The organism is Parasulfuritortus cantonensis, assembly GCF_004337445.1.
Taxonomy (GTDB): domain Bacteria; phylum Pseudomonadota; class Gammaproteobacteria; order Burkholderiales; family Thiobacillaceae; genus Parasulfuritortus; species Parasulfuritortus cantonensis.
The window spans coordinates 40,527-64,894 of record NZ_SJZB01000043.1 but is presented as its reverse complement, the minus strand read 5'-3'; the positions used below and the strand labels follow the sequence as shown (position 1 = coordinate 64,894).

Sequence of the window (24,368 nt, the reverse complement as noted above, 5' to 3'; positions counted from 1 at the left end):
CATGGCAAAGAAGATCATCGGCTACATCAAGCTGCAAGTGCCGGCCGGCAAGGCCAACCCGTCGCCGCCTATTGGCCCGGCCCTCGGCCAACGCGGCCTCAACATCATGGAATTCTGCAAGGCGTTCAACGCCAAGACCCAGGAACTCGAGCCGGGTCTGCCGATCCCCGTGGTGATCACCGCCTACGCGGACAAGTCCTTCACCTTCATCATGAAGACCCCGCCGGCCACGGTCCTGATCAAGAAGGCCACCGGCATCCAGAAGGGCAGCGCCAAGCCGCATACCGACAAGGTGGGCACGATCACCCGTGCCCAGCTGGAAGAAATTGCCAAGACCAAGATGCCGGACCTCACCGCCGCCGACATGGACGCCGCCGTGCGCACCATCGCCGGCAGCGCCCGCAGCATGGGTCTCAACGTGGAGGGTGTCTGACATGGCCAAGGTTTCCAAGCGTCTCGCGGCCCTCAAGGCCAAGGTTGACCGCAACAAGGCGTATGCCATCGACGACGCCCTGGCGCTCGTCAAGGAAGCGGCCACCGCCAAGTTCAACGAGTCCATCGACGTCGCCGTGAACCTCGGCGTCGACCCGCGCAAGTCCGACCAGGTCGTGCGCGGTTCCGTGGTGCTGCCGCGCGGTACCGGCAAGTCGGTGCGCGTCGCCGTGTTCACCCAGGGTGCCAACGTCGAGGCCGCCAAGGCCGCCGGCGCCGATATCGTCGGCTTCGACGACCTGGCCGCCGAGATCAAGGGTGGCCGCATGGACTTCGACGTCGTCATCGCCTCGCCGGACGCCATGCGTGTGGTCGGCCAGCTGGGCCAGATCCTCGGTCCGCGCGGCCTGATGCCGAACCCGAAGGTCGGCACCGTCACCCCGAACGTCGCCGAAGCGGTGAAGAACGCCAAGGCCGGTCAGGTCCAGTACCGTACCGACAAGGCCGGTATCGTGCACGCCACCCTGGGTCGCGCCTCCTTCGAGGTCGGTGCGCTCAAGGAAAACCTGGCCGCCATCGTCGAAGCGCTGAACAAGGCCCGTCCGGCCAGCGCCAAGGGTGTCTATCTCAAGAAGGTCGCCGTGTCGTCCACCATGGGCGTCGGTGTCCGCGTCGACCAGGCCAGCCTGGTCCAGCAGCAGTAAGAATTTGGGTGCCCGCCGGTTTCGGCCGGCGGGCGTGTCCAAGACCGTAGACGCCGCCGAGGCTCGTCCAGCGAAGCGGCTTAATTGGGAGCGATCCCGGTCTACGCAGACGGTGTCACCCGAAACAGGAATGCCACTCCTGAATCAGGTCGCCGTAGGGTGGTGTGGCGAATGCCGCACCGATTGTTGGCTTGATAGGAGAAAAGACCCGTGGGTCTCAATCTTGATGACAAGAAAGCTGTCGTAGCCGAGGTGTCGGCCGAGCTCGCCAACGCCCAGACCATGGTCCTGGCCGAATACAGCGGGGTGAAGGTCGCCGACCTCACCGTGCTGCGTGCCAAGGCCCGCCAGTCTGGCGTGTACCTGCGCGTGCTGAAGAACACCCTGGTGCGTCGTGCCGTCGTCGGCACCTCGTTCGAGCCCCTGGCCGAACAGATGGCCGGCCACCTGATCTACAGCGTCTCCGAAGACGCCGTGGCGGCCGCCAAGGTGCTGAACGACTTCGCCAAGGGCAACGACAAGCTGGTTCTGAAGGCAGGCTGCTACGGCGGCAAGGTGCTGGACAAGTCGGGCGTGCAAGCCCTGGCGTCCATCCCCAGCCGCGAGGAACTGCTCGCCAGGCTGCTCGGCGTCATGCAGGCGCCGGTTTCCGGCTTCGCCGGCGCCCTGGCCGCTCTGGCCAAGCAGCGCGAAGAAGCGCCTGCCGCCTGATTCATTTATCAAACATCTCGATTTTAGGAGTGCATAGAAATGGCTGTTAGCAAGGAAGACATCCTGGAAGCCGTAGGCGCCATGACCGTCATGGAACTGAATGACCTGGTCAAGGCCTTCGAAGAGAAGTTCGGCGTTTCCGCCGCTTCCCTGGCCGTCGCCGGTCCCGCCGGCGGCGCCGCCGCCCCGGCCGCCGAAGAAAAGACCGAGTTCGACGTCGTCCTGATGGCCGCCGGTGCCAACAAGGTCAACGTCATCAAGGTCGTCCGCGCGATCACCGGCCTGGGCCTGAAGGAAGCCAAGGACATGGTCGACGGCGCCCCCAAGACCGTCAAGGAAGCGTGTGCCAAGGCCGAGGCCGAGGACATCAAGAAGCAGCTCACCGAAGCTGGCGCGACCGTCGAGGTCAAGTAACTCGACGTGCCGAGGCGTTTCGCCTTGGTTGTGGCTGGTGGCCCTCGGGCCGCCAGCCTTTAGCTATTTCAGGCTTCAGGAATCGGCCTGCATCCGGACCGATTCCTGAAACCTGAGTCCTGTCACCGACACGGAGCCGACATGAACTACACATTCGCCGAGAAAAAGCGCATCCGCAAGAGCTTCGCCAAGCGCGAGAGCGTCCTGCAGGTGCCTTACCTGCTGACCACCCAGATCCAGTCCTACATCGAGTTCCTGCAAGAATACACCCTGCCGCACACGCGCAAGGATGTCGGCCTGCAGGCGGCGTTCGGCTCCATCTTCCCGATCACCAGCCATAACGGTGGTGCCCGGCTGGACTTCGTCAGCTACACCCTCGGCCAACCGGTCTTCGACATCGTCGAATGCCAGCAGCGCGGCCTGACCTTCGCCGCCAGCCTGCGCGCCAAGGTGCGCCTGGTCATCCTGGACCGCGAGAGCAGCAAGGAAAAGATCAAGGAAGTGAAGGAGCAGGAGGTCTACATGGGCGAGATCCCGCTCATGACCCCGAACGGCTCCTTCATCATCAACGGGACCGAGCGCGTCATCGTCTCCCAGCTGCACCGTTCGCCGGGCGTGTTCTTCGAGCATGACCGCGGCAAGACCCACAGCTCCGGCAAGCTGCTGTTCTCGGCCCGCATCATCCCCTACCGCGGCTCCTGGCTCGACTTCGAGTTCGATCCCAAGGACTTCGTCTATTTCCGGATCGACCGTCGCCGCAAGATGCCGGTCACCATCCTGCTCAAGTCGCTCGGCTACACGCCCGAGCGCATCCTCGCCGAGTTCTATGAATTCGAGACCTTCCACTTCGGCAAGAAGGGCATCGAGTACGAGATCAAGGCCGAGCGCCTGAAGGGCGACGTGGCCCGCTTCGACGTGGTCGACAAGGATGGCAAGGTCATCGTCGCCAAGGACAAGCGCATCACCGCCAAGCACATCCGCGATCTCGAAGCCGCCGGCGTCAAGAAGATCACCGTCGACAACGACTTCGTGCTCGGCCGCACCGTGGCCGCCAACGTCGTCGACAAGGAGACCGGCGAGGTCATCGCGCGCGCCAACGACGAGATCACCGAGGCCCTGCTGGAGAAGCTGGTCGAGGCCAAGGTCGCCAAGTTCGACACCCTGTATACCAACGAGCTCGACCACGGCCCGTTCGTCTCGCAGACCCTGCGCACCGACGAGACGGTCGACCAGTGGACTGCGCGCGTGGCCATCTACCGCATGATGCGCCCGGGCGAGCCGCCCACCGAGGACGCCGTCGAGGCCCTGTTCCAGCGCCTGTTCTTCTCGCCCGAGACCTATGACCTGTCCAAGGTCGGCCGCATGAAGTTCAACCGCCGCATCGGCAACGACGAGCTGACCGGCCTCGGCACCCTGGAGACCGCCGACATCGTCGCCGTGATCAAGATCCTGGTCGAGCTGCGCAACGGCCGCGGCGAGGTCGACGACATCGACCACCTGGGCAACCGGCGCGTGCGTTCGGTCGGCGAACTGGCCGAGAACCAGTTCCGCGCCGGCCTGGTCCGGGTCGAGCGGGCCGTCAAGGAACGCCTGAACCAGGCCGAGTCCGACAACCTGATGCCGCATGACCTGATCAACGCCAAGCCGATCAGCGCCGCCATCAAGGAGTTCTTCGGTTCCAGCCAGCTGTCCCAGTTCATGGACCAGACCAACCCGCTGTCCGAGATCACCCACAAGCGCCGTATCTCCGCGCTGGGCCCCGGCGGCCTGACCCGCGAACGGGCCGGCTTCGAGGTGCGCGACGTGCACCCGACCCACTACGGCCGGGTCTGCCCGATCGAGACCCCGGAAGGTCCGAACATCGGTCTGATCAACTCCCTGGCCCTGTACGCCCGCACCAACGAGTACGGCTTCATCGAGACGCCCTACCGCAAGGTGAACGACAGCAAGGTGACCGACCAGATCGAATACCTGTCCGCCATCGAGGAAAGCCAGTACGTCATCGCCCAGGCCAACGCGGCCCTGAACGACAAGGGCGAGCTGATCGACGAGCTGGTCTCCGCCCGCCACCACAACGAATCCGCCCTGACCACGCCGGACCGCATCCAGTACATGGACATCGCGCCGTCGCAGATCGTCTCGGTGGCGGCCTCGCTGATCCCCTTCCTGGAGCACGATGACGCCAACCGCGCCCTGATGGGTTCCAACATGCAGCGCCAGGCCGTGCCCTGCCTGCGTCCGGATACCCCGCTGGTCGGTACCGGCATCGAGCGCACCGCGGCGGTCGACTCGGGTACCGTGGTCAAGGCCCTGCGCGGCGGCGTGGTCGACTACGTCGACGCCAGCCGGGTCGTGGTCCGGGTCAACGACGAGGAGGCGGTGGCCGGCCAGGTCGGCGTCGACATCTACTCGCTGACCAAGTACCAGCGTTCCAACCAGAACACCAACATCAACCAGCGTCCCCTGGTCCGGCGCGGCGACAAGATCGCCCGCGGCGACGTCATCGCCGACGGCGCCTCCACCGACAAGGGCGAGCTGGCCCTGGGCCAGAACATGCTGGTCGCGTTCATGCCCTGGAACGGCTACAACTTCGAAGACTCGATCCTGATCTCCGAACGCGTCGTCGCCGACGACCGCTACACCTCGATCCACATCGAGGAACTCAACGTGGTCGCCCGCGACACCAAGCTGGGCCCCGAGGAAATCACCCGCGACATCTCCAACCTGTCGCCCCAGCAGCTCGGCCGCCTGGACGAGGCCGGCATCGTCTACATCGGTGCCGAGGTCGAGGCCGGCGACGTCCTGGTCGGCAAGGTCACGCCCAAGGGCGAAACCCAGCTGACCCCGGAAGAGAAGCTGCTGCGCGCCATCTTCGGCGAGAAGGCGTCCGACGTGAAGGACACCTCCCTGCGCGTGCCGACCGGCATGAGCGGTACCGTCATCGACGTCCAGGTGTTCACCCGCGAGGGTATCGAGCGTGACTCGCGCGCGAACCAGATCATCGACGACATGCTGAAGAAGTACCAGAAGGACCTGGCCGACCAGATGCGCATCGTCGAGCACGACGCCTTCGAGCGTATGCGCCGCATCCTCCTGGGCAAGACCGCCAAGGGCGGCCCGAAGAAGCTGGCCAAGGGCGCCGAGATCAGCGACGCCTACCTGGACGACGTCAGCCCGTACGACTGGTTCGACATCCGGGTCGCCGACGAGGACGTCAGCCGCCAGATGGAAGGCATCAAGGACGGCCTCGACAAGCAGCGCGAGGACTTCGCCGCCATGCTGGAGAACAAGAAGCGCAAGCTGACCTCCGGCGACGAACTGCCCCCGGGCGTGATCAAGATGGTCAAGGTCTACCTGGCGGTGAAGCGCCGCCTGCAGCCCGGCGACAAGATGGCCGGCCGCCACGGCAACAAGGGTGTCGTGTCCAAGATCGTGCCGGTCGAGGACATGCCCTTCATGGCCGACGGCACGCCGGTCGACCTGGTGCTGAATCCGCTCGGCGTGCCGTCGCGGATGAACGTCGGCCAGATCCTCGAGGTGCACCTCGGCTGGGCCGCCAAGGGCGTCGGCCGGCGCATCGCGCGCATGCTGGAAGAGCAGGCCAAGGCGGCGGAACTGCGCAAGTTCCTCGAGCAGGTGTACAACTCCTCGGGCCGCAAGGAAGACCTGAAGTCGTTCTCCGATGTCGAGATCGTCGAGATGGCCGGCAACCTGCGCGGCGGCGTGCCGTTCGCCACCCCGGTGTTCGACGGCGCCAAGGAAGACGAAATCAAGGGCATGCTGGATCTCGCCTTCCCGGACGACGATCCGAACACCGCGCGCCTCGGCTTCACCCCGGGCAAGACCCAGGTGCAGCTCTACGACGGCCGCAGCGGCGAACCCTTCGACCGCACCACCACCGTCGGCTACATGCACATCCTGAAGCTGCACCACCTGGTCGACGACAAGATGCACGCCCGCTCGACCGGCCCGTACTCCCTGGTCACCCAGCAGCCGCTGGGCGGCAAGGCCCAGTTCGGTGGCCAGCGCTTCGGTGAAATGGAAGTGTGGGCGCTGGAAGCCTACGGCGCCGCCTACACCCTGCAGGAGATGCTCACCGTCAAGTCGGACGACGTCACCGGCCGGACCAAGGTGTACGAGAACATCGTCAAGGGCGAGCACAAGATCGACGCCGGCATGCCGGAGTCCTTCAACGTGCTGGTGAAGGAAATCCGTTCGCTGGCCATCGACATGGACCTCGAGCGTTACTAACCGGGTATCAGGAGCAAAGCAAAGATGAAAGCCCTTCTCGACCTGTTCAAGCAAGTCAGCCAGGACGAAGAATTCGACGCCATCAAGATCGGCCTCGCTTCGCCCGAGAAGATCCGTTCCTGGTCCTACGGTGAAGTGAAGAAGCCGGAGACCATCAACTACCGTACCTTCAAGCCGGAGCGCGACGGCCTGTTCTGCGCCAAGATCTTCGGCCCGGTGAAGGACTACGAGTGCCTGTGCGGCAAGTACAAGCGCCTCAAGCATCGCGGCGTGATCTGCGAGAAGTGCGGCGTCGAAGTGACTCTGTCCAAGGTGCGTCGCGAGCGCATGGGCCACATCGAGCTGGCCAGCCCGGTCGCCCACATCTGGTTCCTGAAGTCCCTGCCCAGCCGTCTCGGCATGGTGTTGGACATGACCCTGCGCGACATCGAGCGGGTCCTCTACTTCGAGGCCTACGTGGTCACCGAGCCGGGCATGACCCCGCTCAACCGCTGCCAGATCATGACCGAGGACGACTACCTCGCGAAGCTCGAGGAGTACGGCGACGAGTTCAAGGCCGGGATGGGCGCCGAAGGCATCCGTGACCTCCTCAAGGGCATCAACCTGGACAGCGAGGTCGAGATCCTGCGCGCCGAGCTGGACAAGACCAGCTCCGACACCAAGATCAAGAAGCTGGCCAAGCGCCTGAAGGTCCTCGAGGCCTTCCAGAAGTCCGGCATCCACCCCGAGTGGATGATCCTCGAAGTCCTGCCCGTGCTGCCGCCCGAGCTGCGCCCCCTGGTGCCCCTGGACGGCGGCCGCTTCGCCACCTCCGACCTGAACGACCTCTATCGCCGGGTCATCAACCGGAACAACCGTCTGAAGCGCCTCTTGGAGCTGAAGGCCCCCGAGATCATCGTGCGCAACGAAAAGCGCATGCTCCAGGAAGCCGTCGACTCGCTGCTCGACAACGGTCGCCGCGGCAAGGCCATGACCGGCGCCAACAAGCGCCCGCTAAAGTCCCTGGCCGACATGATCAAGGGCAAGGGCGGCCGCTTCCGCCAGAACCTGCTCGGCAAGCGGGTCGACTACTCCGGCCGTTCCGTCATCGTGGTGGGCCCGACCCTCAAGCTGCACCAGTGCGGCCTGCCCAAGCTGATGGCCCTGGAGCTGTTCAAACCGTTCATCTTCAACCGCCTGGAAACCATGGGCCTGGCCACCACCATCAAGGCCGCCAAGCGCATGGTCGAGGCCCAGGAACCGGTGGTCTGGGACATCCTGGAAGAGGTCATCCGCGAGCATCCGGTGATGCTGAACCGCGCCCCGACCCTGCACCGCCTGGGCATCCAGGCCTTCGAGCCGACCCTGATCGAGGGCAAGGCCATCCAACTGCACCCGCTGGTCTGTACCGCCTTCAACGCCGACTTCGACGGCGACCAGATGGCCGTCCACGTACCGCTGTCGCTGGAAGCGCAGTTGGAAGCCCGCACCCTGATGATGGCCTCCAACAACGTGCTGTCGCCCGCCAACGGCGAGCCCATCATCGTGCCGTCCCAGGATATCGTGCTGGGCCTGTACTACATGACCCGCGAGCGCATCAACGCCAAGGGCGAGGGCATGCTGTTCTCCAACACCGACGAGGTCCGGCGCGCCTGGCAGTCCGGCCTGCTGGACATCAACGCCAAGGTCACCGTGCGGCTGAAGGAGCGCCTGCTCAAGGACGACGGCAGCGTCGAGACCCAGATCAACCGCTACGACACCGTCGCGGGACGGGCGCTGCTGTCCGAGATCCTGCCGCTCAACCTGTCCTTCTCGCACATCAACAAGGTGCTCAAGAAGAAGGAGATCTCCCGCCTCATCAACGCGGCCTTCCGCAAGAGCGGCCTCAAGGAGACCGTGGTGTTCGCCGACCGGCTGATGTACACCGGCTTCTCGATGGCGGCCAAGGGCGGCATCTCGATCTGCATGCAGGACATGCTGATGCCGCCGCAGAAGCAGGACATCATCGCCAAGGCCGAGCAGGAGGTGAAGGAGATCGAATCCCAGTACACCTCCGGTCTGGTCACCCAGGGCGAGCGCTACAACAAGGTCGTGGACATCTGGGGCAAGGTCGGCGACGACGTCGCCCGCGCCATGATGGAACAGCTCTCGCACGAGACCGTCACCGACCGCGAAGGCAAGCAGGTCAAGCAGGAGTCGTTCAACTCCATCTACATGATGGCCGACTCGGGCGCCCGCGGTTCCGCCGCCCAGATCCGCCAGCTGGCCGGCATGCGGGGCCTGATGGCGAAGCCGGACGGCTCCATCATCGAGACGCCGATCACGGCGAACTTCCGCGAAGGCCTCAACGTGCTGCAGTACTTCATCTCGACCCACGGCGCCCGTAAGGGCCTCGCGGACACCGCGCTGAAGACCGCGAACTCCGGCTACCTGACCCGCCGCCTGGTCGACGTGACCCAGGATCTGGTGATCACCGAGGACGACTGCGGCACCAGCAACGGCATGGTCATGAAGGCGCTGGTCGAGGGCGGCGACGTCATCGAGCCGCTGCGCGACCGCATCCTCGGCCGCGTGGCCGCCACCGACGTGATCGACCCGGACAGCGGCGAGACCATCATCGAGGCCGGCACCCTGTTGGCCGAGGACAAGGTCGAGCTGATCGACGCCCGCGGCGTCGACGAGGTCAAGGTGCGCACCCCGCTCACCTGCGACACGCGCTGGGGTCTGTGCGCCAAGTGCTACGGCCGCGATCTCGGCCGCGGCCACCTGGTCAACTCCGGCGAAGCGGTCGGCGTCATCGCCGCCCAGTCGATCGGCGAACCGGGTACCCAGCTGACCATGCGTACCTTCCACATCGGCGGTGCCGCGTCGCGGGCCGCCGCGGCCAGCCAGGTCGAATGTAAGTCGGCCGGTACCGTGCGCTTCGCCGCGACCATGCGCTACGTCACCAACGTCAAGGGCGAGCAGGTCGTCATCTCCCGTACCGGCGAGGTCCTGATCACCGACGAGCACGGTCGCGAGCGCGAACGCCACAAGGTGCCCTACGGCGCCACCCTGGCGGTCAAGGATGGCGACGTCATCAAGGCCGGCGTGGCACTGGCCAACTGGGACCCGCACACCCGCCCGATCATCACCGAGTACGCCGGCCGGGTGAAGTTCGAGAATGTCGAGGAAGGCGTCACGGTCGCCAAACAGATCGACGACATCACCGGTCTGTCGACCCTGATCGTCATCGACGGCAAGCGCCGCGGCTCCAGCGCCAGCAGCAAGGGCGTGCGCCCGCAGGTCCGCTTCATCGGCCCGGACGGCATGGAGGTCAATGCGGCCGGTACCGACCACCCGGTGAACATCACCTTCCAGGTCGGCTCCCTGATCACCGTCAAGGACGGCCAGGAAGTCAACATCGGCGACGTGCTGGCCCGCATCCCGCAGGAAACCTCGAAGACCCGCGACATCACCGGCGGTCTGCCGCGCGTGGCCGAGCTGTTCGAGGCCCGTTCGCCCAAGGATGCCGGCGTCCTCGCCGAGGTCACCGGCACCATCACCTTCGGCAAGGACACCAAGGGCAAGCAGCGCCTGATCATCACCGATCTGGACGGCGTCGCCCACGAGTACCTGATCCCGAAGGACAAGCACGTCACGGTGCACGATGGCCAGGTGGTGCAGAAGGGCGAAATGATCGTCGACGGTCCGGTCGATCCGCACGACATCCTGCGCCTGCAGGGTATCGAGGCGCTGGCCCGCTACGTCATCAACGAGGTCCAGGACGTCTACCGTCTGCAGGGCGTGAAGATCAACGACAAGCACATCGAGGTCGTGGTGCGCCAGATGCTGCGCCGCGTCACCGTGTCCGATCCGGGTGATACCGGCTTCATCCTCGGCGAGCAGGTCGAGCGTTCCGAGGTGTTGCAGGAGAACGACAAGATGGTCGCGGAAGAGAAGCAGCCCGCCGCCTACGACGACATCCTGCTCGGCATCACCAAGGCCTCGTTGTCCACCGACTCCTTCATCTCGGCGGCTTCCTTCCAGGAAACCACCCGCGTCCTCACCGAGGCCGCGATCATGGCCAAGAAGGACGACCTGCGCGGCCTGAAGGAAAACGTCATCGTCGGCCGCCTGATTCCCGCCGGCACCGGCCTGGCCCACCACAAGATCCGCAAGCAGCAGGCGGAAATGGAGGCCAACGCCAGCTATGCCGAAGCCGAGGCGATGTTCGCTCCGGTGGAAGAAGGCGATCCGGAGGCTTGACAGGGTGCTTGACGCTGAATAGAATCCGCAGTCTTTTTTAATGGCGGCCCACGTCTTCGTGGGCCGCATTCATTCCCCTGTCGCCGGGTTCGGCTTCGGGTTAACGGTTTAGATCTGAACAGAAGGCGCAACACAAATGCCAACCATCAACCAACTGGTGCGGAAGCCCCGCAAGGCTCCGATCGAAAAGAGCAAGGTTCCGGCCATGGAGTCCTGCCCGCAGAAGCGTGGCGTGTGCACCCGGGTCTATACCACCACCCCGAAGAAGCCGAACTCCGCGCTCCGTAAGGTCGCCAAGGTCCGTCTCTCGAACGGCTTCGAAATCATCGGCTACATCGGCGGCGAAGGCCACAACCTCCAGGAGCACTCGGTGGTCCTGGTGCGCGGCGGTCGTGTCAAGGACTTGCCGGGTGTGCGTTACCACATCGTGCGCGGTTCCCTGGACACCCAGGGCGTCAAGGACCGGAAGCAGTCCCGTTCCAAGTACGGCGCCAAGCGTCCGAAGGCCGGCAAGTAATCGGCCCGTCATGTATTTGGGATAGAAAGGTTAGAAAATGCCCCGTCGTCGTGAAGTTCCCAAGCGCAACATCCTGCCCGATCCGAAGTTCGGCAACCAGGAAGTGGCCAAGTTCGTCAACGTGATCATGAACAGCGGCAAGAAGGCCGTTGCCGAGCGCATCGTCTACGGTGCCTTCGAGCTGATCGAGAAGAAGAGCGGCAAGGATCCCATCGAGGTGTTCAACACCGCGATGTCCAATGTCCGTCCGGTCGTGGAAGTGAAGTCCCGCCGCGTCGGTGGTGCCAACTACCAGGTGCCGGTGGAAGTCCGTCCGGCTCGTCGCAACGCCCTGGCGATGCGCTGGCTGAAGGAATTCGCCCGCAAGCGCGGCGAGAAGTCCATGGGCCAGCGTCTGGCCGGCGAGTTGCTGGACGCCGCCGAAGGCCGTGGTGGCGCCATGAAGAAGCGTGAGGAAGTTCACCGCATGGCCGAGGCCAACAAGGCCTTCTCGCATTTCCGCTTCTAAGAAAGCTAAGGACTCAACGTGGCACGCAAAACCCCCATCGAGCGCTATCGCAATATCGGTATCTCCGCCCACATCGACGCCGGCAAGACGACGACGACCGAGCGCATCCTGTTCTACACCGGTGTCAACCACAAGATCGGTGAAGTGCACGACGGCGCGGCGACGATGGACTGGATGGAGCAGGAACAGGAGCGCGGCATCACCATCACCTCCGCCGCGACCACCACGTTCTGGAAGGGCATGGACATGTCCTTCCCCGAGCATCGCATCAACATCATCGACACCCCCGGGCACGTTGACTTCACCATCGAGGTGGAGCGTTCCATGCGCGTCCTGGACGGTGCCTGCATGGTGTACTGCGCCGTGGGTGGTGTGCAGCCGCAGTCCGAGACCGTGTGGCGTCAGGCCAACAAGTACAAGGTGCCGCGTCTGGCGTTCGTCAACAAGATGGACCGCTCCGGTGCCAACTTCTTCAAGGTCTACGAGCAGATGCGCTCGCGCCTGAAGGCCAACCCCGTGCCCATCCAGGTGCCCATCGGTGCCGAGGACAAGTTCGCCGGCGTGGTCGACCTGGTCAAGATGAAGGCCATCCTGTGGGACGATGCGACCCAGGGCATGAAGTTCCAATACGGCGACATCCCAGCCGACCTGGTCGATACCTGCCAGGAGTGGCGCGAGAAGATGGTCGAGGCCGCCGCCGAGGCGACCGAAGACCTGATGAACAAGTATCTGGAAGAGGGCGATCTCTCCGAGGTCGACATCAAGTCCGCCCTGCGTGCCCGTACCCTGGCCGGCGAGATCGTCCCCATGATGTGCGGCTCCGCCTTCAAGAACAAGGGCGTCCAGGCCATGCTCGATGCCGTCGTCGAGTACATGCCGTCGCCTCTGGACGTACCCGCGGTCGAGGGCGAGCTGGATGACGGCGGCAAGGATACCCGCGAGGCGTCCGACGAGGCCCCGTTCTCCGCGCTGGCGTTCAAGATCATGACCGACCCCTATGTCGGCCAGCTGACCTTCTTCCGGGTCTACTCCGGCGTGGTCAACTCCGGCGACTCCATCTACAACTCGGTCAAGGGCAAGAAGGAACGCCTGGGCCGCATCCTGCAGATGCACGCCAACAACCGCGAAGAGATCAAGGAAGTGCGTGCCGGCGACATCGCGGCCGCCGTGGGCCTGAAGGATGCCACCACCGGCGACACCCTGTGCGCCATGGATAAGCCGATCATCCTCGAGCGCATGATCTTCCCCGAGCCCGTGATCCACGTCGCCGTCGAGCCGAAGACCAAGGCCGACCAGGAAAAGATGGGTCTGGCCCTGAACCGCCTGGCTCAGGAAGATCCGTCCTTCCGCGTCCGTACCGACGAGGAAACCAGCCAGACCATCATCTCCGGCATGGGCGAGCTGCACCTGGAGATCCTGGTCGACCGCATGCGCCGCGAATTCAACGTCGAGGCCAACGTCGGTGCGCCCCAGGTGGCCTACCGGGAGTGCATCCGCAAGTCGATCGAGCAGGAAGGCAAGTTCGTCAAGCAGTCCGGCGGTAAGGGCCAATACGGCCACGTCTGGCTCAAGATGGAGCCGAACGAAGCGGGTAAGGGCTACGAGTTCGTGGACGCCATCAAGGGCGGCACCGTGCCGCGCGAGTACATCCCCGCGGTGGACAAGGGTCTGCGCGAGGCGATCAACAATGGCGTGCTGGCCGGTTTCCCGGTGGTGGACGTCAAGGTCACCCTGTTCGACGGTTCCTACCACGAGGTCGACTCCTCCGAGCAGGCCTTCAAGATGGCCGCGATCATGGGCTTCAAGGATGGCATGCGCAAAGCCAGCCCGTCCCTGCTGGAGCCGATGATGGCCGTGGAAGTGGAGACCCCGGAAGACTACATGGGCGACGTCATGGGCGACCTGAATCGCCGACGCGGCATCATCCAGGGCATGGAAGACCTGCCCGGCGGCAAGGCCATCAAGGCCGAGGTGCCGCTGGCCGAGATGTTCGGCTACTCCACCGACCTGCGTTCCATGTCCCAGGGCCGCGCGACCTACTCCATGGAATTCAAGCACTACTCCGAGGCCCCGAAGAACGTGGCCGAGGCCGTCATCAACAGCAAGACGAAGTAACGAGGTTACGAAATGGCCAAGGAAAAGTTTGAGCGTACGAAGCCGCACGTAAACGTGGGTACGATTGGGCACGTGGACCATGGCAAGACCACGTTGACGGCGGCGATCACGACGATTCTGTCGCGTAAGTTTGGTGGTGCGGCGAAGGCGTATGCGGATATCGACAGCGCGCCGGAAGAGAAGGCCCGCGGTATCACCATCAACACCGCGCACGTGGAATACGAGACGGCGACCCGTCACTACGCCCACGTGGACTGCCCCGGCCACGCCGACTACGTGAAGAACATGATTACCGGTGCCGCCCAGATGGACGGCGCGATTCTGGTGGTGTCGGCCGCGGACGGCCCGATGCCGCAGACCCGCGAGCACATCCTGCTGGCCCGTCAGGTCGGCGTGCCGTACATCATCGTGTACATGAACAAGGCCGACATGGTCGACGACGCCGAGTTGCTCGAGCTGGTCGAAATGGAGGTGCGCGAACTGCTGAGCAAGTACGACTTCCCGGGCGACGACATTCCCATCGTCATCGGTTCCGCGCTGAAGGCGCTGGAAGGCGACCAGAGCGACATCGGCGAGCCGAGCATCTTCAAGCTGGCAGACGCGCTGGACAGCTACATCCCGACGCCGGAGCGCGCCGTGGACAAGCCGTTCCTGCTGCCGATCGAAGACGTGTTCTCGATCTCCGGCCGTGGCACCGTGGTGACCGGTCGTGTCGAGCGCGGCATCATCAAGGTCGGTGAAGAAGTCGAGATCGTCGGCATCAAGCCGACCACCAAGACCACCTGCACCGGCGTGGAAATGTTCCGCAAGCTGCTGGACCAGGGTCAGGCCGGTGACAACGTCGGCGTGCTGCTGCGCGGCACGAAGCGTGAAGAAGTCGAGCGTGGCCAAGTGCTGGCCAAGCCGGGTTCGATCACGCCGCACACCAAGTTCAGCGCTGAGATTTACGTGCTGAGCAAGGAAGAAGGCGGCCGTCACACGCCGTTCTTCAACGGCTACCGTCCGCAGTTCTACTTCCGTACGACCGACGTGACCGGCGCGATTGAGCTGCCGGCCGGTACCGAGATGGTGATGCCTGGCGACAACGTGTCGATCACGGCCGCCCTGATCGCCCCGATCGCCATGGAAGAAGGTCTGCGCTTCGCCATCCGCGAAGGCGGTCGTACCGTCGGCGCCGGCGTCGTCGCCAAGATCATCGAATAATCGAAAGACATATCATGCAAAGCCAGAAGATTCGCATCCGCCTCAAGGGCTACGACTACAAGCTGATCGACCAGTCCGCCCTGGAGATCGTCGACACCGCCAAGCGCACCGGCGCCGTGGTCAAGGGCCCGGTGCCCCTGCCCACCTCCATCGAGCGCTTCGACATCCTGCGTTCGCCGCACGTCAACAAGACCTCGCGCGACCAGCTCGAGATCCGCACCCACAAGCGCCTGATGGACATCGTCGATCCCACCGACAAGACCGTCGATGCGCTGATGAAGCTGGATCTGCCGGCCGGCGTGGACGTCGAGATCAAGCTGCAATAGCCGAGTTTTAATTCGGGGGCTTTACAAGTCCGGAGGGGCGGGTATAATCCCGCCTCTTTGTTTTGCCGTACTTTTGTGCAACCGCCGACCAATTGAAGTCGGCGCCTTAATAGGGAACTAGAAAATGACTCTAGGCCTTGTCGGTCGCAAGATCGGCATGACCCGCGTTTTCACCGACGATGGCGTGTCCATCCCGGTGACCGTGCTGGACATGTCGAACAACCGCGTCAGTCAGATCAAGACGGCGGAAACGGATGGCTACGACGCCCTCCAGATCGCCTACGGCAGCCGTAAGGCGAGCCGTGTCAGCAAGCCCCTGGCGGGTCACTACGCCAAGGCCGGCACCGAAGCCGGTCGCGGCATGACCGAATTCCGCGTCAGCGCCGATGTCGCCGGCCAATATCAGCCGGCCGGTGCCGTGTCGGTCGAGATTTTCGCCGCCGGGCAACTGGTCGATGTCTCCGGCGTCACCCAGGGTAAGGGCTTCGCCGGCACCATCAAGCGCTACCACTTCAGCTCCCAGCGTGCCTCCCACGGCAACTCGCGCTCCCACAACGTGCCCGGCTCCATCGGCCAGGCCCAGGATCCCGGCCGCATCTTCCCGGGCAAGCGCATGTCCGGTCAGCTGGGTGCCGTCAACCGCACCATCCAGAATCTGGAAGTCGTGCGTGTCGACGCCGAGCGTCAGCTGCTCCTGATCAAGGGCGCTGTGCCGGGTCCCAAGGGCGGCGACGTCGTCGTGCGTCCCGCAGTCAAAGGGGGTGCCTGATGGATCTCAAGCTCATTAACGACCAGGGTCAGGACGCCGGCACCGTTGCCGCCTCCGACGCTCTGTTCGCCCGCGAATACAACGAGGCCCTCGTGCATCAGCTGGTCACCGCCTACCAGGCCAACGGCCGCAGCGGCGACCGTGCTCAGCTGACCCGTGCCGAGGTGCATCACTCCACGAAGAAGCCGTTCCGCCAAAAGGGTACCGGCAACGCCCGTGCCGGTATGACCTCGACCAACATCCGCCGTGGCGGTGGTCGTGCGTTCCCGAACAAGCCGGACGAGAACTTCAGCCAGAAGGTCAACCGCAAGATGTTCCGTGCCGGCATGGCCGCCATCCTGTCCAAGCTGGTTGCCGACGGTCGCCTGCGCGTCATCGAGGGTATCGCCGTCGAGGCCCCGAAGACCAAGATGCTGGCCGGCAAGGTGAAGAATATGGGCATCGACAGCCGCGTCCTGATCATCACCCCGGAAGTGGACGACAACCTCTATCTGTCCTCCCGCAACCTGGCCAACGTGCTGGTCCTGGAGCCCCGTCATGCCGACCCGGTCAGTCTGGTCCGCTTCGACCAGGTGCTGCTGACCCGCGACGCCGTGGCATCGTTCGAGGAGATGTACGCATGAACGCCGTCAAGTTCAACGAGAACCGCCTGCTCCAGATCATCCTGGCGCCGGTGATTTCCGAGAAGTCCACCATGATCGCCGACAAGAGCGAGCAGGTCGCCTTCCGCGTCGCCACCGATGCGACCAAGCCGGAAATCAAGGCGGCGGTCGAGCTGCTCTTCAAGGTCCAGGTCAAGGACGTCAAGGTTGCCAACGTGAAGGGCAAGCAGAAGCGCTTCGGTCGCTTCATCGGCCGCCGGGACAACTGGAAGAAGGCCTATGTCTGCCTGCAGCCTGGCCAGGAACTCAACTTCGTGGCGGGGGAATAAGTCATGGCCCTGATCAAAGTCAAGCCCACCTCCAACGGCCGTCGCTCGGTCGTCAAGGTGGTCACCCCGGGTCTGCACAAGGGCAAGCCCGTGGCGGCCCTGGTCGAGAAGCAGAACCGTGGTTCCGGCCGTAACAACAACGGCCACATCACCACCCGTCACAAGGGCGGTGGCCACAAGCAGCACTACCGCCTGGTCGACTTCAAGCGCGACAAGGACGGCGTGCCGGCGAAGGTGGAACGGATCGAATACGACCCGAACCGCAGCGCCCACATCGCCCTGCTGTGCTACGCCGACGGCGAGCGCCGCTACATCATTGCCCCGCGCGGTGTCGAGGCCGGTGCCACCCTGATGAGCGGCTCCGAGGCCCCGATCAAGCCGGGCAACTGCCTGCCCCTGCGCAACATCCCGGTGGGTTCGACGATCCACTGCATCGAGATGATGCCCGGCAAGGGTGCCCAGCTGGCCCGTTCGGCCGGTGCCGGCGTCCAGCTCTTGGCCCGTGAAGGCAGCTACGCCCAGTTGCGCCTGCGTTCCGGTGAAATCCGCAAGGTGCACATCGACTGCCGCGCCACCCTGGGTGAAGTCGGCAACAGTGAGCACAACCTGCGTTCCATCGGCAAGGCCGGTGCGATGCGCTGGCGTGGTGTCCGTCCGACCGTCCGCGGTACCGCGATGAACCCGATCGATCACCCGCACGGCGGTGGCGAGGGCAAGACCGGCGAAGGCCGCGTGCCCGTGTCGCCCTGGGGTCAGCCGACCAAGGGTTATCGTACCCGTAGCAACAAGCGCACGAACAACATGATCGTGCGCCGCCGGCAGAAATAAGAGGTAAGTCGATATGGCACGTTCTATCAAAAAGGGTCCGTTCATCGACGGTCATCTGCTCAAGAAGGTGGAAGCCGCCCGGGCTGGCACGGACAAGCGTCCGATCAAGACCTGGTCCCGCCGCTCCACCATCCTGCCGGATTTCATCGGGCTGACCATTGCCGTGCACAACGGCAAGCAGCACATCCCCGTGTTCGTCACGGAAAACATGGTGGGCCACAAGCTGGGCGAGTTCTCTCTGACTCGCACCTTCAAGGGCCACGCCGCCGACAAAAAAGCCAAGAAGTAGGAGCCAAGCATGGAAGTTTCCGCTATTTTGCGCGGCACCCGCCTGTCCGCCCAGAAGGCCCGCTTGGTGGCTGACCTGGTGCGCGGCAAGCCCGTGGACAACGCGCTCAACATCCTGACCTTCACGCCCCGCAAGGCGGCCGAGGTCATCCGCAAGGTGCTCGAATCGGCCATCGCCAACGCCGAGCACAACGAAGGTGCCGACATCGATGAACTGACCGTCAAGCGCATCTACGTCGACGAGGGCCCGACCCTGAAGCGCTTCACCGCGCGCGCCAAGGGCCGTGGCAACCGTATCCACAAACCCACCTGTCACATCACCGTGACGGTTGGCGACTGAGGTAGCGTAATGGGACAGAAAATTCATCCGACCGGTTTCCGCCTGAGCGTGAACCGCAATTGGACCTCCAAGTGGTACGCCAACAGCAAGACCTTCGCCGGCACCCTGGCCGAAGACCTGAAGGTGCGTGAGTTCCTGAAGAAGAAGCTCGCCCACGCCTCGCTGTCGCGCGTCGTCATCGAGCGTCCGGCGAAGAACGCCCGCATCACGCTGTTCTCCGCCCGCCCGGGCGTGGTGATCGGCAAGAAGGGTGAGGACATCGAGAATCTGCGCAAGCAGCTGGCCGGCATGATGTCGGTGCCGGTGACCCTGAACATCGAGGAAATCCGCAAGCCGGAACTCGACGCCGCGATCATCGCCCAGTCCATCGCCACCCAGCTGGAAAAGCGGATCATGTTCCGCCGCGCCATGAAGCGTGCCATGCAGAGCGCCATGCGCTTCGGTGCCCAGGGCATCAAGATCATGAGCTCCGGCCGCCTGAACGGTGCCGACATCGCCCGTACCGAGTGGTACCGCGAAGGCCGCGTGCCCCTCCACACCCTGCGTGCCGACATCGACTACGGCCTGGCCGAAGCCAACACCACCTACGGTGTCATCGGCATCAAGGTCTGGGTCTACAAGGGCGAGAACCTCGGCAAGGGTGACAAGCCGGTGGCCGCTCCGGAACCCGAGCGCCGTCCGCGTCGCCCGTCCAACCGGGCCGGAAAGGAGTAATCAGCCATGCTGCAACCCAACCGCAGAAAGTACCGCAAGGAACAGAAGGGCCGTAACACCGGCCTGGCGACTCGCGGCGCCAAGGTGAGCTTCGGCGAGTACGGCCTCAAGGCCATCGGCCGCGGCCGCCTGACCGCGCGCCAGATCGAAGCCGCCCGTCGTGCCATGACCCGTCACATCAAGCGCGGTGGCCGCATCTGGATCCGCATCTTCCCGGACAAGCCGATCTCCCAGAAGCCCGCCGAAGTCCGTATGGGTAACGGTAAGGGCAACCCCGAATACTGGGTCGCCGAGATCCAGCCGGGCAAGGTCCTGTACGAGATGGACGGCGTCGACGAGGCCCTGGCCCGCGAGGCCTTCCGCCTGGCCGCCGCCAAGCTGCCCATCCCGACCACGTTCGTTACCCGTCACATTGGGATCTGACATGAAAGCCAGTGAACTTCGCACCAAGACCAAGGCCGAGCTCGAGGCCGAGCTGAAGGAGCTTCTGCGCGCCCAGTTCAGCCTGCGCATGCAGATTGCCACCCAGCAGACCAACAAGACCCACGAAGTGCGCAACACCCGGCGAGCCATCGCCCGCGTCCGCACCGTCCTGGGCCAGGTCGGCAACTGACAAGGTAGATAGAGATGGCTGAACAGGAAAACAGCAAGAACGTCCGCTCGCTCACCGGCAAGGTGGTCAGCGACAAGATGAACAAGACCGTCACCGTGCTGGTCGAGCGTCGCGCCAAGCACCCGCTCTACGGCAAGGTGATCCGTCTGTCCAAGAAGTACCACGCCCATGACGAGGAAAACGCCTGCAACGAGGGCGATACCGTGGTCATCGAGGAGTGCCGTCCGCTGTCCAAGAGCAAGACTTGGAAGGTGGTGCGGGTGGTCGAACAGGCCAAGGTCGTTTGATCGCTGTAAATTAGTGCTTGCAATGCGCTGAGGCCGCGGCTATACTCCGCGGCCTTTTTACCCGCCCCGGTAGTGATAGGGGCATCAACCCTTCGGGATCCAAAACTGCTCGACCGTGACTGAATCGCGGCGGGGTAAGTTGGAGAGTGATCATGATTCAGATGCAGTCCATGCTCGACGTGGCTGACAACACGGGTGCGCGTTCCGTTATGTGCATCAAGGTGTTGGGCGGCTCCAAGCGTCGTTACGCCAGTATTGGCGACATTATCAAGGTGAGCATCAAGGATGCTGCGCCGCGTGGCCGTGTTAAGAAGGGCGACGTCTACAACGCCGTGGTGGTGCGTACCGCCAAGGGCGTGCGCCGTCCGGATGGCTCGCTGGTGAAGTTCGACGGCAATGCCGCCGTGCTGCTCAACAACAAGCTCGAGCCCATCGGCACCCGCATCTTTGGGCCGGTGACCCGCGAACTGCGTACGGAGCGATTCATGAAGATCGTCTCCCTGGCGCCCGAAGTTCTGTAAGGAGTCGGAGCATGAACAAGATTCGCCGTGGCGATGAGGTCGTGGTCCTGACCGGCAAGGACAAGGGTAAGCGCGGCACCGTGCTGCACATCCTGGAAGACAAGGTGGTGGTGGAAGGCGTCAATCGCGTCAAGCGGGCGACCAAGCCGAACCCCATGCGCGGTACGACTGGCGGTTTCGTGGACAAGGATATGCCCATCGATATCTCCAATGTCGCGCTGTTCAACCCGGCGACCGGCAAAGGCGATCGCGTGGGCATCAAGGTGCTGGAGGACGGGCGCAAGGTGCGCTTCTACAAGTCCAACGGCGAAGTGCTGGATGCGTGAGGTCTAGGTCATGGCACGATTCAAGACGTATTACAAGGAAACCGTAGTCCCTGAACTGCTCAAGCAGTTCGGCTACAAGTCCATCATGGAAGTCCCGCGCATCGAGAAGATCACCCTGAACATGGGTGTCGGCGAGGCGGTCGGCGACAAGAAGGTGCTCGAGAACGCGGTCGGCGACATGACCAAGATCGCCGGTCAGAAGCCCGTCGTCACCCTCGCCCGCAAGTCGATCGCCGGCTTCAAGATCCGCGACGATTATCCGATCGGCTGCAAGGTCACCCTGCGCAAGGAACGCATGTTCGAGTTCCTCGATCGCCTGGTCACCATCGCCATCCCCCGTATCCGCGACTTCCGCGGTATTGGCGGCAAGGGCTTCGACGGCCGCGGCAACTACAACATGGGTGTCAAGGAACAAATCATGTTCCCGGAGATCGAGTACGACAAGATCGACGCCCTGCGCGGTATGAACATCACCATCACCACGACTGCGAAGACGGATGCGGAGGCCAAGGCCTTGCTGGCTGCCTTCAAGTTCCCGTTCAAGAATTGAGGTCGACATGGCTAAGAAAGCACTGATCAACCGCGAAGCCAAGCGCCGTGACATGGTGAAGAAGTTCGCCGCCAAGCGTGACGCCCTGAAGGCCGTCATGGCCGACCAGAGCAAGACCGACGAAGAGCGTATGGATGCCCGCCTGAAGTACATGGCCCTGCCCCGCGACGCCAGCCCCGCCCGTCTGCGCAACCGTTGCGCCCTGACCGGCCGCCCGCGCGGCGTCTTCCGCAAGTTCGGCCTGTGCCGGAACAAGATCCGCGAACTCGCCATGACCGGCGACATTCCCGGCGTCATCAAGGCCAGCTGGTAAGGAGCATACAAGATGAGCATGAGTGATCCCATCTCCGATATGCTGACCCGCATCCGCAATGCGCAGCAGGCGGAAAAGGTTTCCGTGGCAATGCCGGCTTCCAAGTTGAAGAAGGCCATTGCGCAGGTTCTCAAGGACGAAGGCTACATCGACGACTACGCCGTGCGTACCGTCGACGGCCTGCCGCAAATGGAAGTCGCCCTGAAGTACTACGCCGGCCGCCCCGTGATCGAAAAGATCGAGCGCGTGAGCAAGCCCGGTCTGCGTATCTACAAGGGTCGCGAGGACCTGCCCCGAGTGATGAACGGCCTGGGCGTGGCGATCGTGTCCACCTCCAAGGGTGTCATGACCGACCGCCGTGCCCGCACGCTCGGTGTCGGTGGCGAAGTGTTGTGCGTGGTTGCGTGAGGTAGAACATGTCCCGAGTTGCCAAGAATCCGATTCCTGTGCCGGCCGGGGTTGAAGTCAACCTCAACGCCGCCGCCATCACGGTCAAGGGCCCCCAGGGTGCGCTCACCCAGGCCCTCACCACCTACGTCACGGTCGCGCACGCCGACGGCAAGCTGCAGGTTGCCGCTGTCGACGAGAGCACCGCGGCGAACGCCATGGCCGGTACCACCCGCGCCATCCTGGCCAACATGGTGCTCGGCGTGTCCAAGGGTTTCGAGCGCAAGCTCAACCTGGTCGGCGTCGGCTACCGTGCCCAGGCGCAGGGCAGCAAGCTGAGCCTGAGCCTCGGTTTTTCCCACCCGGTCGAGCACGAGATGCCCGAGGGTGTGAAGGTCGAGACCCCGACTCAGACCGAGATCCTGATCAAGGGCGCGGACAAGCAGAAGGTCGGCCAGGTGGCCGCCGACGTGCGCGCCTATCGTCCGCCCGAGCCGTACAAGGGCAAGGGTGTCCGCTATGCGGATGAAGTGGTTTCCCTCAAGGAAACCAAGAAGAAATAATCTGGAGTCACGAGCATGGACAAGAAGATCCGGCGTCTGCGCAGGGCGCGCAAAACCCGCGCCAAGATCGCGGAACTGGGCGTGGCCCGCCTCTGCATCTACCGCAGCAACTGCCACATTTACGCGCAAGTCATCGACGCCACCGGCGGTACGGTGGTGTGCAGCGCCTCCACCCAGGAGAAGGAACTGCGCGACCAGGTCAAGAACGGCGGCAACGCCGAAGCGGCCAAGCTGGTCGGTCAGCGCATCGCCGAGAAGGCCAAGGCCGCCGGCGTCGAGCAGGTTGCCTTCGACCGCAGTGGCTTCATCTATCACGGCCGCGTCAAGGCGCTGGCCGAGGCCGCCCGTGAAAACGGTCTGCGGTTCTAACGCGAGGTACTGAAGATGGCGAAGATGGAACAACAGCAGGAAGAACGCGGCGACGGCCTGCGCGAGAAGATGATCGCGGTCAACCGCGTCACCAAGGTGGTGAAGGGTGGCCGGATCCTCGGTTTCGCCGCCCTCACCGTGGTCGGTGACGGCGACGGCGCGGTCGGCATGGGCAAGGGCAAGTCCCGCGAAGTGCCGGTGGCCGTGCAGAAGGCCATGGAAGAGGCGCGCCGCAAGATGGTCAAGGTGAACCTGAAGAACGGCACCTTCCATCATGCCGTGATCGGCCGCCACGGCGGTTCCAAGGTCCTGATCCAGCCGGCCTCCGAAGGTACCGGCATCATCGCCGGCGGCGCCATGCGCGCGGTCTTCGAGGTGATGGGCGTGACCAACGTGCTCGCCAAGTGCATGGGCTCCACCAACCCCTACAACGTGGTCCGCGCCACGCTGGACGGCCTGGCCCAGATGTATACCCCGAGCGAAGTCGCCGCCAAGCGTGGCAAGACCGTCGCCGAGATCCTGGAGTAAGCCATGAGCGACAAGAAGATCAAGGTAACCCTGGTCAAGAGCCCGATCGGCACCCAGTCGTTCCACCGCGCCTCCGTGCGCGGCCTCGGTCTCAAGCGTATGCACCAATCGGTCGTAGTCGAGGACACCCCCGCCAACCGCGGCATGGTGACCCGTGCGGCCTTCCTGGTTAAGTGCGAGGAAGTCTGATCATGCAACTGAACACCCTGAAACCCGGCGCTGGCAGCAAGCACGCCGCCAAGCGCGTCGGCCGTGGCATCGGTTCCGGCCTCGGCAAGACGGCCGGTCGTGGCCACAAGGGCCAGAAGTCCCGTGCCGGCGGCTTCCACAAGGTCGGCTTCGAAGGCGGTCAGATGCCCATGCATCGCCGTCTGCCCAAGCGCGGCTTCATCTCCCTGGAACGCGCCTTCAAGGCCGAAGTGCGGCTCGGCGACATCGCCGCCCTGCCGGTCGACACCGTCGACCTGCTGGTGCTGCGTCAGGCCGGCCTGATCTCCCAACTGGCCAGCAAGGTGCGTGTCATCCTGGCCGGCGAGATCGCCAAGCCCGTCAAGCTGGTCGGCATCGTTGCCACCAAGGGTGCCAAGGCGGCCATCGAGGCCGCCGGCGGTTCCGTCGAAGCGTAACGGAGTC

General features: G+C 64.1%; 31 protein-coding genes. All 31 read left to right on the top strand.

Annotation, left to right across the window (positions count from 1 at the left end; all coding sequences use genetic code 11):
- The first annotated feature begins 1 nt into the window (after nucleotide 1).
- A complete protein-coding gene (gene rplK, locus EZJ19_RS12645; RefSeq protein WP_131448149.1) occupies nucleotides 2-433 on the top strand; it encodes a 50S ribosomal protein L11 in 432 nt (143 codons plus the stop codon).
- 1 nt (nucleotide 434) lies between these two features.
- Nucleotides 435-1,136, top strand: a complete 702-nt coding sequence (gene rplA, locus EZJ19_RS12640; RefSeq protein ID WP_131448147.1) for a 50S ribosomal protein L1 — start codon at nucleotides 435-437, stop codon at nucleotides 1,134-1,136.
- A gap of 210 nt (nucleotides 1,137-1,346) precedes the next feature.
- Complete coding sequence (gene rplJ, locus EZJ19_RS12635) at nucleotides 1,347-1,847, top strand: 50S ribosomal protein L10 (RefSeq protein ID WP_131448145.1); 501 nt, start codon at nucleotides 1,347-1,349, stop codon at nucleotides 1,845-1,847.
- Between the two features lie 39 nt (nucleotides 1,848-1,886).
- On the top strand, nucleotides 1,887-2,261 hold the full coding sequence (gene rplL / locus EZJ19_RS12630) for a 50S ribosomal protein L7/L12 (RefSeq protein ID WP_131448143.1): 375 nt from the start codon (nucleotides 1,887-1,889) through the stop codon (nucleotides 2,259-2,261).
- A 141-nt stretch (nucleotides 2,262-2,402) separates the two neighbouring features.
- A complete protein-coding gene (gene rpoB, locus EZJ19_RS12625; RefSeq protein WP_131448141.1) occupies nucleotides 2,403-6,512 on the top strand; it encodes a DNA-directed RNA polymerase subunit beta in 4,110 nt (1,369 codons plus the stop codon).
- A gap of 24 nt (nucleotides 6,513-6,536) precedes the next feature.
- Nucleotides 6,537-10,739, top strand: a complete 4,203-nt coding sequence (gene rpoC, locus EZJ19_RS12620; protein ID WP_131448139.1) for a DNA-directed RNA polymerase subunit beta' — start codon at nucleotides 6,537-6,539, stop codon at nucleotides 10,737-10,739.
- Between the two features lie 136 nt (nucleotides 10,740-10,875).
- Nucleotides 10,876-11,256, top strand: coding sequence for a 30S ribosomal protein S12 (gene rpsL / locus EZJ19_RS12615; protein WP_131448137.1), 381 nt, complete (start codon nucleotides 10,876-10,878; stop codon nucleotides 11,254-11,256).
- 37 nt (nucleotides 11,257-11,293) lie between these two features.
- Nucleotides 11,294-11,764 carry a 30S ribosomal protein S7 gene (gene rpsG, locus EZJ19_RS12610; protein WP_131448135.1) on the top strand — a complete coding sequence of 157 codons (471 nt, stop codon included), beginning with the start codon at nucleotides 11,294-11,296 and terminating at the stop codon, nucleotides 11,762-11,764.
- Nucleotides 11,765-11,782: 18 nt separating this feature from the next.
- The gene (fusA, locus tag EZJ19_RS12605) at nucleotides 11,783-13,879 is read left to right on the top strand and encodes an elongation factor G (protein ID WP_131448133.1); all 2,097 of its coding nucleotides are present in this window, start codon (nucleotides 11,783-11,785) and stop codon (nucleotides 13,877-13,879) included.
- Nucleotides 13,880-13,891: 12 nt separating this feature from the next.
- A complete protein-coding gene (tuf, locus tag EZJ19_RS12600) occupies nucleotides 13,892-15,082 on the top strand; it encodes an elongation factor Tu (protein ID WP_131448131.1) in 1,191 nt (396 codons plus the stop codon).
- 14 nt (nucleotides 15,083-15,096) lie between these two features.
- The gene (rpsJ, locus tag EZJ19_RS12595; RefSeq protein ID WP_131448129.1) at nucleotides 15,097-15,408 is read left to right on the top strand and encodes a 30S ribosomal protein S10; all 312 of its coding nucleotides are present in this window, start codon (nucleotides 15,097-15,099) and stop codon (nucleotides 15,406-15,408) included.
- Nucleotides 15,409-15,532: 124 nt separating this feature from the next.
- The gene (gene rplC / locus EZJ19_RS12590; RefSeq protein ID WP_131448127.1) at nucleotides 15,533-16,177 is read left to right on the top strand and encodes a 50S ribosomal protein L3; all 645 of its coding nucleotides are present in this window, start codon (nucleotides 15,533-15,535) and stop codon (nucleotides 16,175-16,177) included.
- A complete protein-coding gene (gene rplD / locus EZJ19_RS12585; protein ID WP_131448125.1) occupies nucleotides 16,177-16,800 on the top strand; it encodes a 50S ribosomal protein L4 in 624 nt (207 codons plus the stop codon). Before rplC ends, rplD begins: the two co-directional genes overlap by 1 nt.
- Entirely contained in the window at nucleotides 16,797-17,108 is a 312-nt protein-coding gene (gene rplW / locus EZJ19_RS12580; protein ID WP_131448122.1) for a 50S ribosomal protein L23, read from the top strand. Before rplD ends, rplW begins: the two co-directional genes overlap by 4 nt.
- A 3-nt stretch (nucleotides 17,109-17,111) precedes the next feature.
- Nucleotides 17,112-17,936 carry a 50S ribosomal protein L2 gene (gene rplB, locus EZJ19_RS12575; RefSeq protein WP_131448120.1) on the top strand — a complete coding sequence of 275 codons (825 nt, stop codon included), beginning with the start codon at nucleotides 17,112-17,114 and terminating at the stop codon, nucleotides 17,934-17,936.
- A 13-nt stretch (nucleotides 17,937-17,949) separates the two neighbouring features.
- On the top strand, nucleotides 17,950-18,225 hold the full coding sequence (rpsS, locus tag EZJ19_RS12570) for a 30S ribosomal protein S19 (protein WP_131448118.1): 276 nt from the start codon (nucleotides 17,950-17,952) through the stop codon (nucleotides 18,223-18,225).
- Between the two features lie 9 nt (nucleotides 18,226-18,234).
- On the top strand, nucleotides 18,235-18,564 hold the full coding sequence (gene rplV, locus EZJ19_RS12565; RefSeq protein WP_131448116.1) for a 50S ribosomal protein L22: 330 nt from the start codon (nucleotides 18,235-18,237) through the stop codon (nucleotides 18,562-18,564).
- A 9-nt stretch (nucleotides 18,565-18,573) separates the two neighbouring features.
- Nucleotides 18,574-19,278, top strand: coding sequence for a 30S ribosomal protein S3 (gene rpsC / locus EZJ19_RS12560; RefSeq protein WP_131448114.1), 705 nt, complete (start codon nucleotides 18,574-18,576; stop codon nucleotides 19,276-19,278).
- A gap of 6 nt (nucleotides 19,279-19,284) precedes the next feature.
- On the top strand, nucleotides 19,285-19,701 hold the full coding sequence (rplP, locus tag EZJ19_RS12555) for a 50S ribosomal protein L16 (protein WP_131448112.1): 417 nt from the start codon (nucleotides 19,285-19,287) through the stop codon (nucleotides 19,699-19,701).
- A 1-nt stretch (nucleotide 19,702) separates the two neighbouring features.
- Complete coding sequence (gene rpmC / locus EZJ19_RS12550; protein WP_131448110.1) at nucleotides 19,703-19,891, top strand: 50S ribosomal protein L29; 189 nt, start codon at nucleotides 19,703-19,705, stop codon at nucleotides 19,889-19,891.
- A 14-nt stretch (nucleotides 19,892-19,905) separates the two neighbouring features.
- Nucleotides 19,906-20,178 carry a 30S ribosomal protein S17 gene (gene rpsQ, locus EZJ19_RS12545; RefSeq protein ID WP_131448108.1) on the top strand — a complete coding sequence of 91 codons (273 nt, stop codon included), beginning with the start codon at nucleotides 19,906-19,908 and terminating at the stop codon, nucleotides 20,176-20,178.
- A gap of 152 nt (nucleotides 20,179-20,330) precedes the next feature.
- Nucleotides 20,331-20,699 (top strand): 50S ribosomal protein L14, encoded by a 369-nt coding sequence (rplN, locus tag EZJ19_RS12540; protein ID WP_131448106.1) that lies wholly within the window; start codon nucleotides 20,331-20,333, stop codon nucleotides 20,697-20,699.
- Between the two features lie 11 nt (nucleotides 20,700-20,710).
- Complete coding sequence (gene rplX / locus EZJ19_RS12535) at nucleotides 20,711-21,025, top strand: 50S ribosomal protein L24 (protein WP_131448104.1); 315 nt, start codon at nucleotides 20,711-20,713, stop codon at nucleotides 21,023-21,025.
- Between the two features lie 10 nt (nucleotides 21,026-21,035).
- The gene (gene rplE, locus EZJ19_RS12530) at nucleotides 21,036-21,575 is read left to right on the top strand and encodes a 50S ribosomal protein L5 (RefSeq protein ID WP_131448102.1); all 540 of its coding nucleotides are present in this window, start codon (nucleotides 21,036-21,038) and stop codon (nucleotides 21,573-21,575) included.
- A gap of 7 nt (nucleotides 21,576-21,582) precedes the next feature.
- The gene (gene rpsN, locus EZJ19_RS12525) at nucleotides 21,583-21,888 is read left to right on the top strand and encodes a 30S ribosomal protein S14 (RefSeq protein ID WP_131448100.1); all 306 of its coding nucleotides are present in this window, start codon (nucleotides 21,583-21,585) and stop codon (nucleotides 21,886-21,888) included.
- Nucleotides 21,889-21,900: 12 nt separating this feature from the next.
- On the top strand, nucleotides 21,901-22,296 hold the full coding sequence (gene rpsH / locus EZJ19_RS12520; RefSeq protein ID WP_131448098.1) for a 30S ribosomal protein S8: 396 nt from the start codon (nucleotides 21,901-21,903) through the stop codon (nucleotides 22,294-22,296).
- A gap of 8 nt (nucleotides 22,297-22,304) precedes the next feature.
- Nucleotides 22,305-22,838 carry a 50S ribosomal protein L6 gene (gene rplF, locus EZJ19_RS12515; protein ID WP_131448096.1) on the top strand — a complete coding sequence of 178 codons (534 nt, stop codon included), beginning with the start codon at nucleotides 22,305-22,307 and terminating at the stop codon, nucleotides 22,836-22,838.
- Nucleotides 22,839-22,853: 15 nt separating this feature from the next.
- The gene (gene rplR, locus EZJ19_RS12510) at nucleotides 22,854-23,207 is read left to right on the top strand and encodes a 50S ribosomal protein L18 (RefSeq protein WP_131448094.1); all 354 of its coding nucleotides are present in this window, start codon (nucleotides 22,854-22,856) and stop codon (nucleotides 23,205-23,207) included.
- 15 nt (nucleotides 23,208-23,222) lie between these two features.
- On the top strand, nucleotides 23,223-23,735 hold the full coding sequence (rpsE, locus tag EZJ19_RS12505; RefSeq protein WP_131448092.1) for a 30S ribosomal protein S5: 513 nt from the start codon (nucleotides 23,223-23,225) through the stop codon (nucleotides 23,733-23,735).
- Nucleotides 23,736-23,738: 3 nt separating this feature from the next.
- Entirely contained in the window at nucleotides 23,739-23,924 is a 186-nt protein-coding gene (gene rpmD, locus EZJ19_RS12500) for a 50S ribosomal protein L30 (RefSeq protein WP_131448090.1), read from the top strand.
- A 2-nt stretch (nucleotides 23,925-23,926) separates the two neighbouring features.
- Nucleotides 23,927-24,361, top strand: a complete 435-nt coding sequence (rplO, locus tag EZJ19_RS12495; RefSeq protein WP_131448088.1) for a 50S ribosomal protein L15 — start codon at nucleotides 23,927-23,929, stop codon at nucleotides 24,359-24,361.
- Nucleotides 24,362-24,368 lie beyond the last annotated feature (7 nt).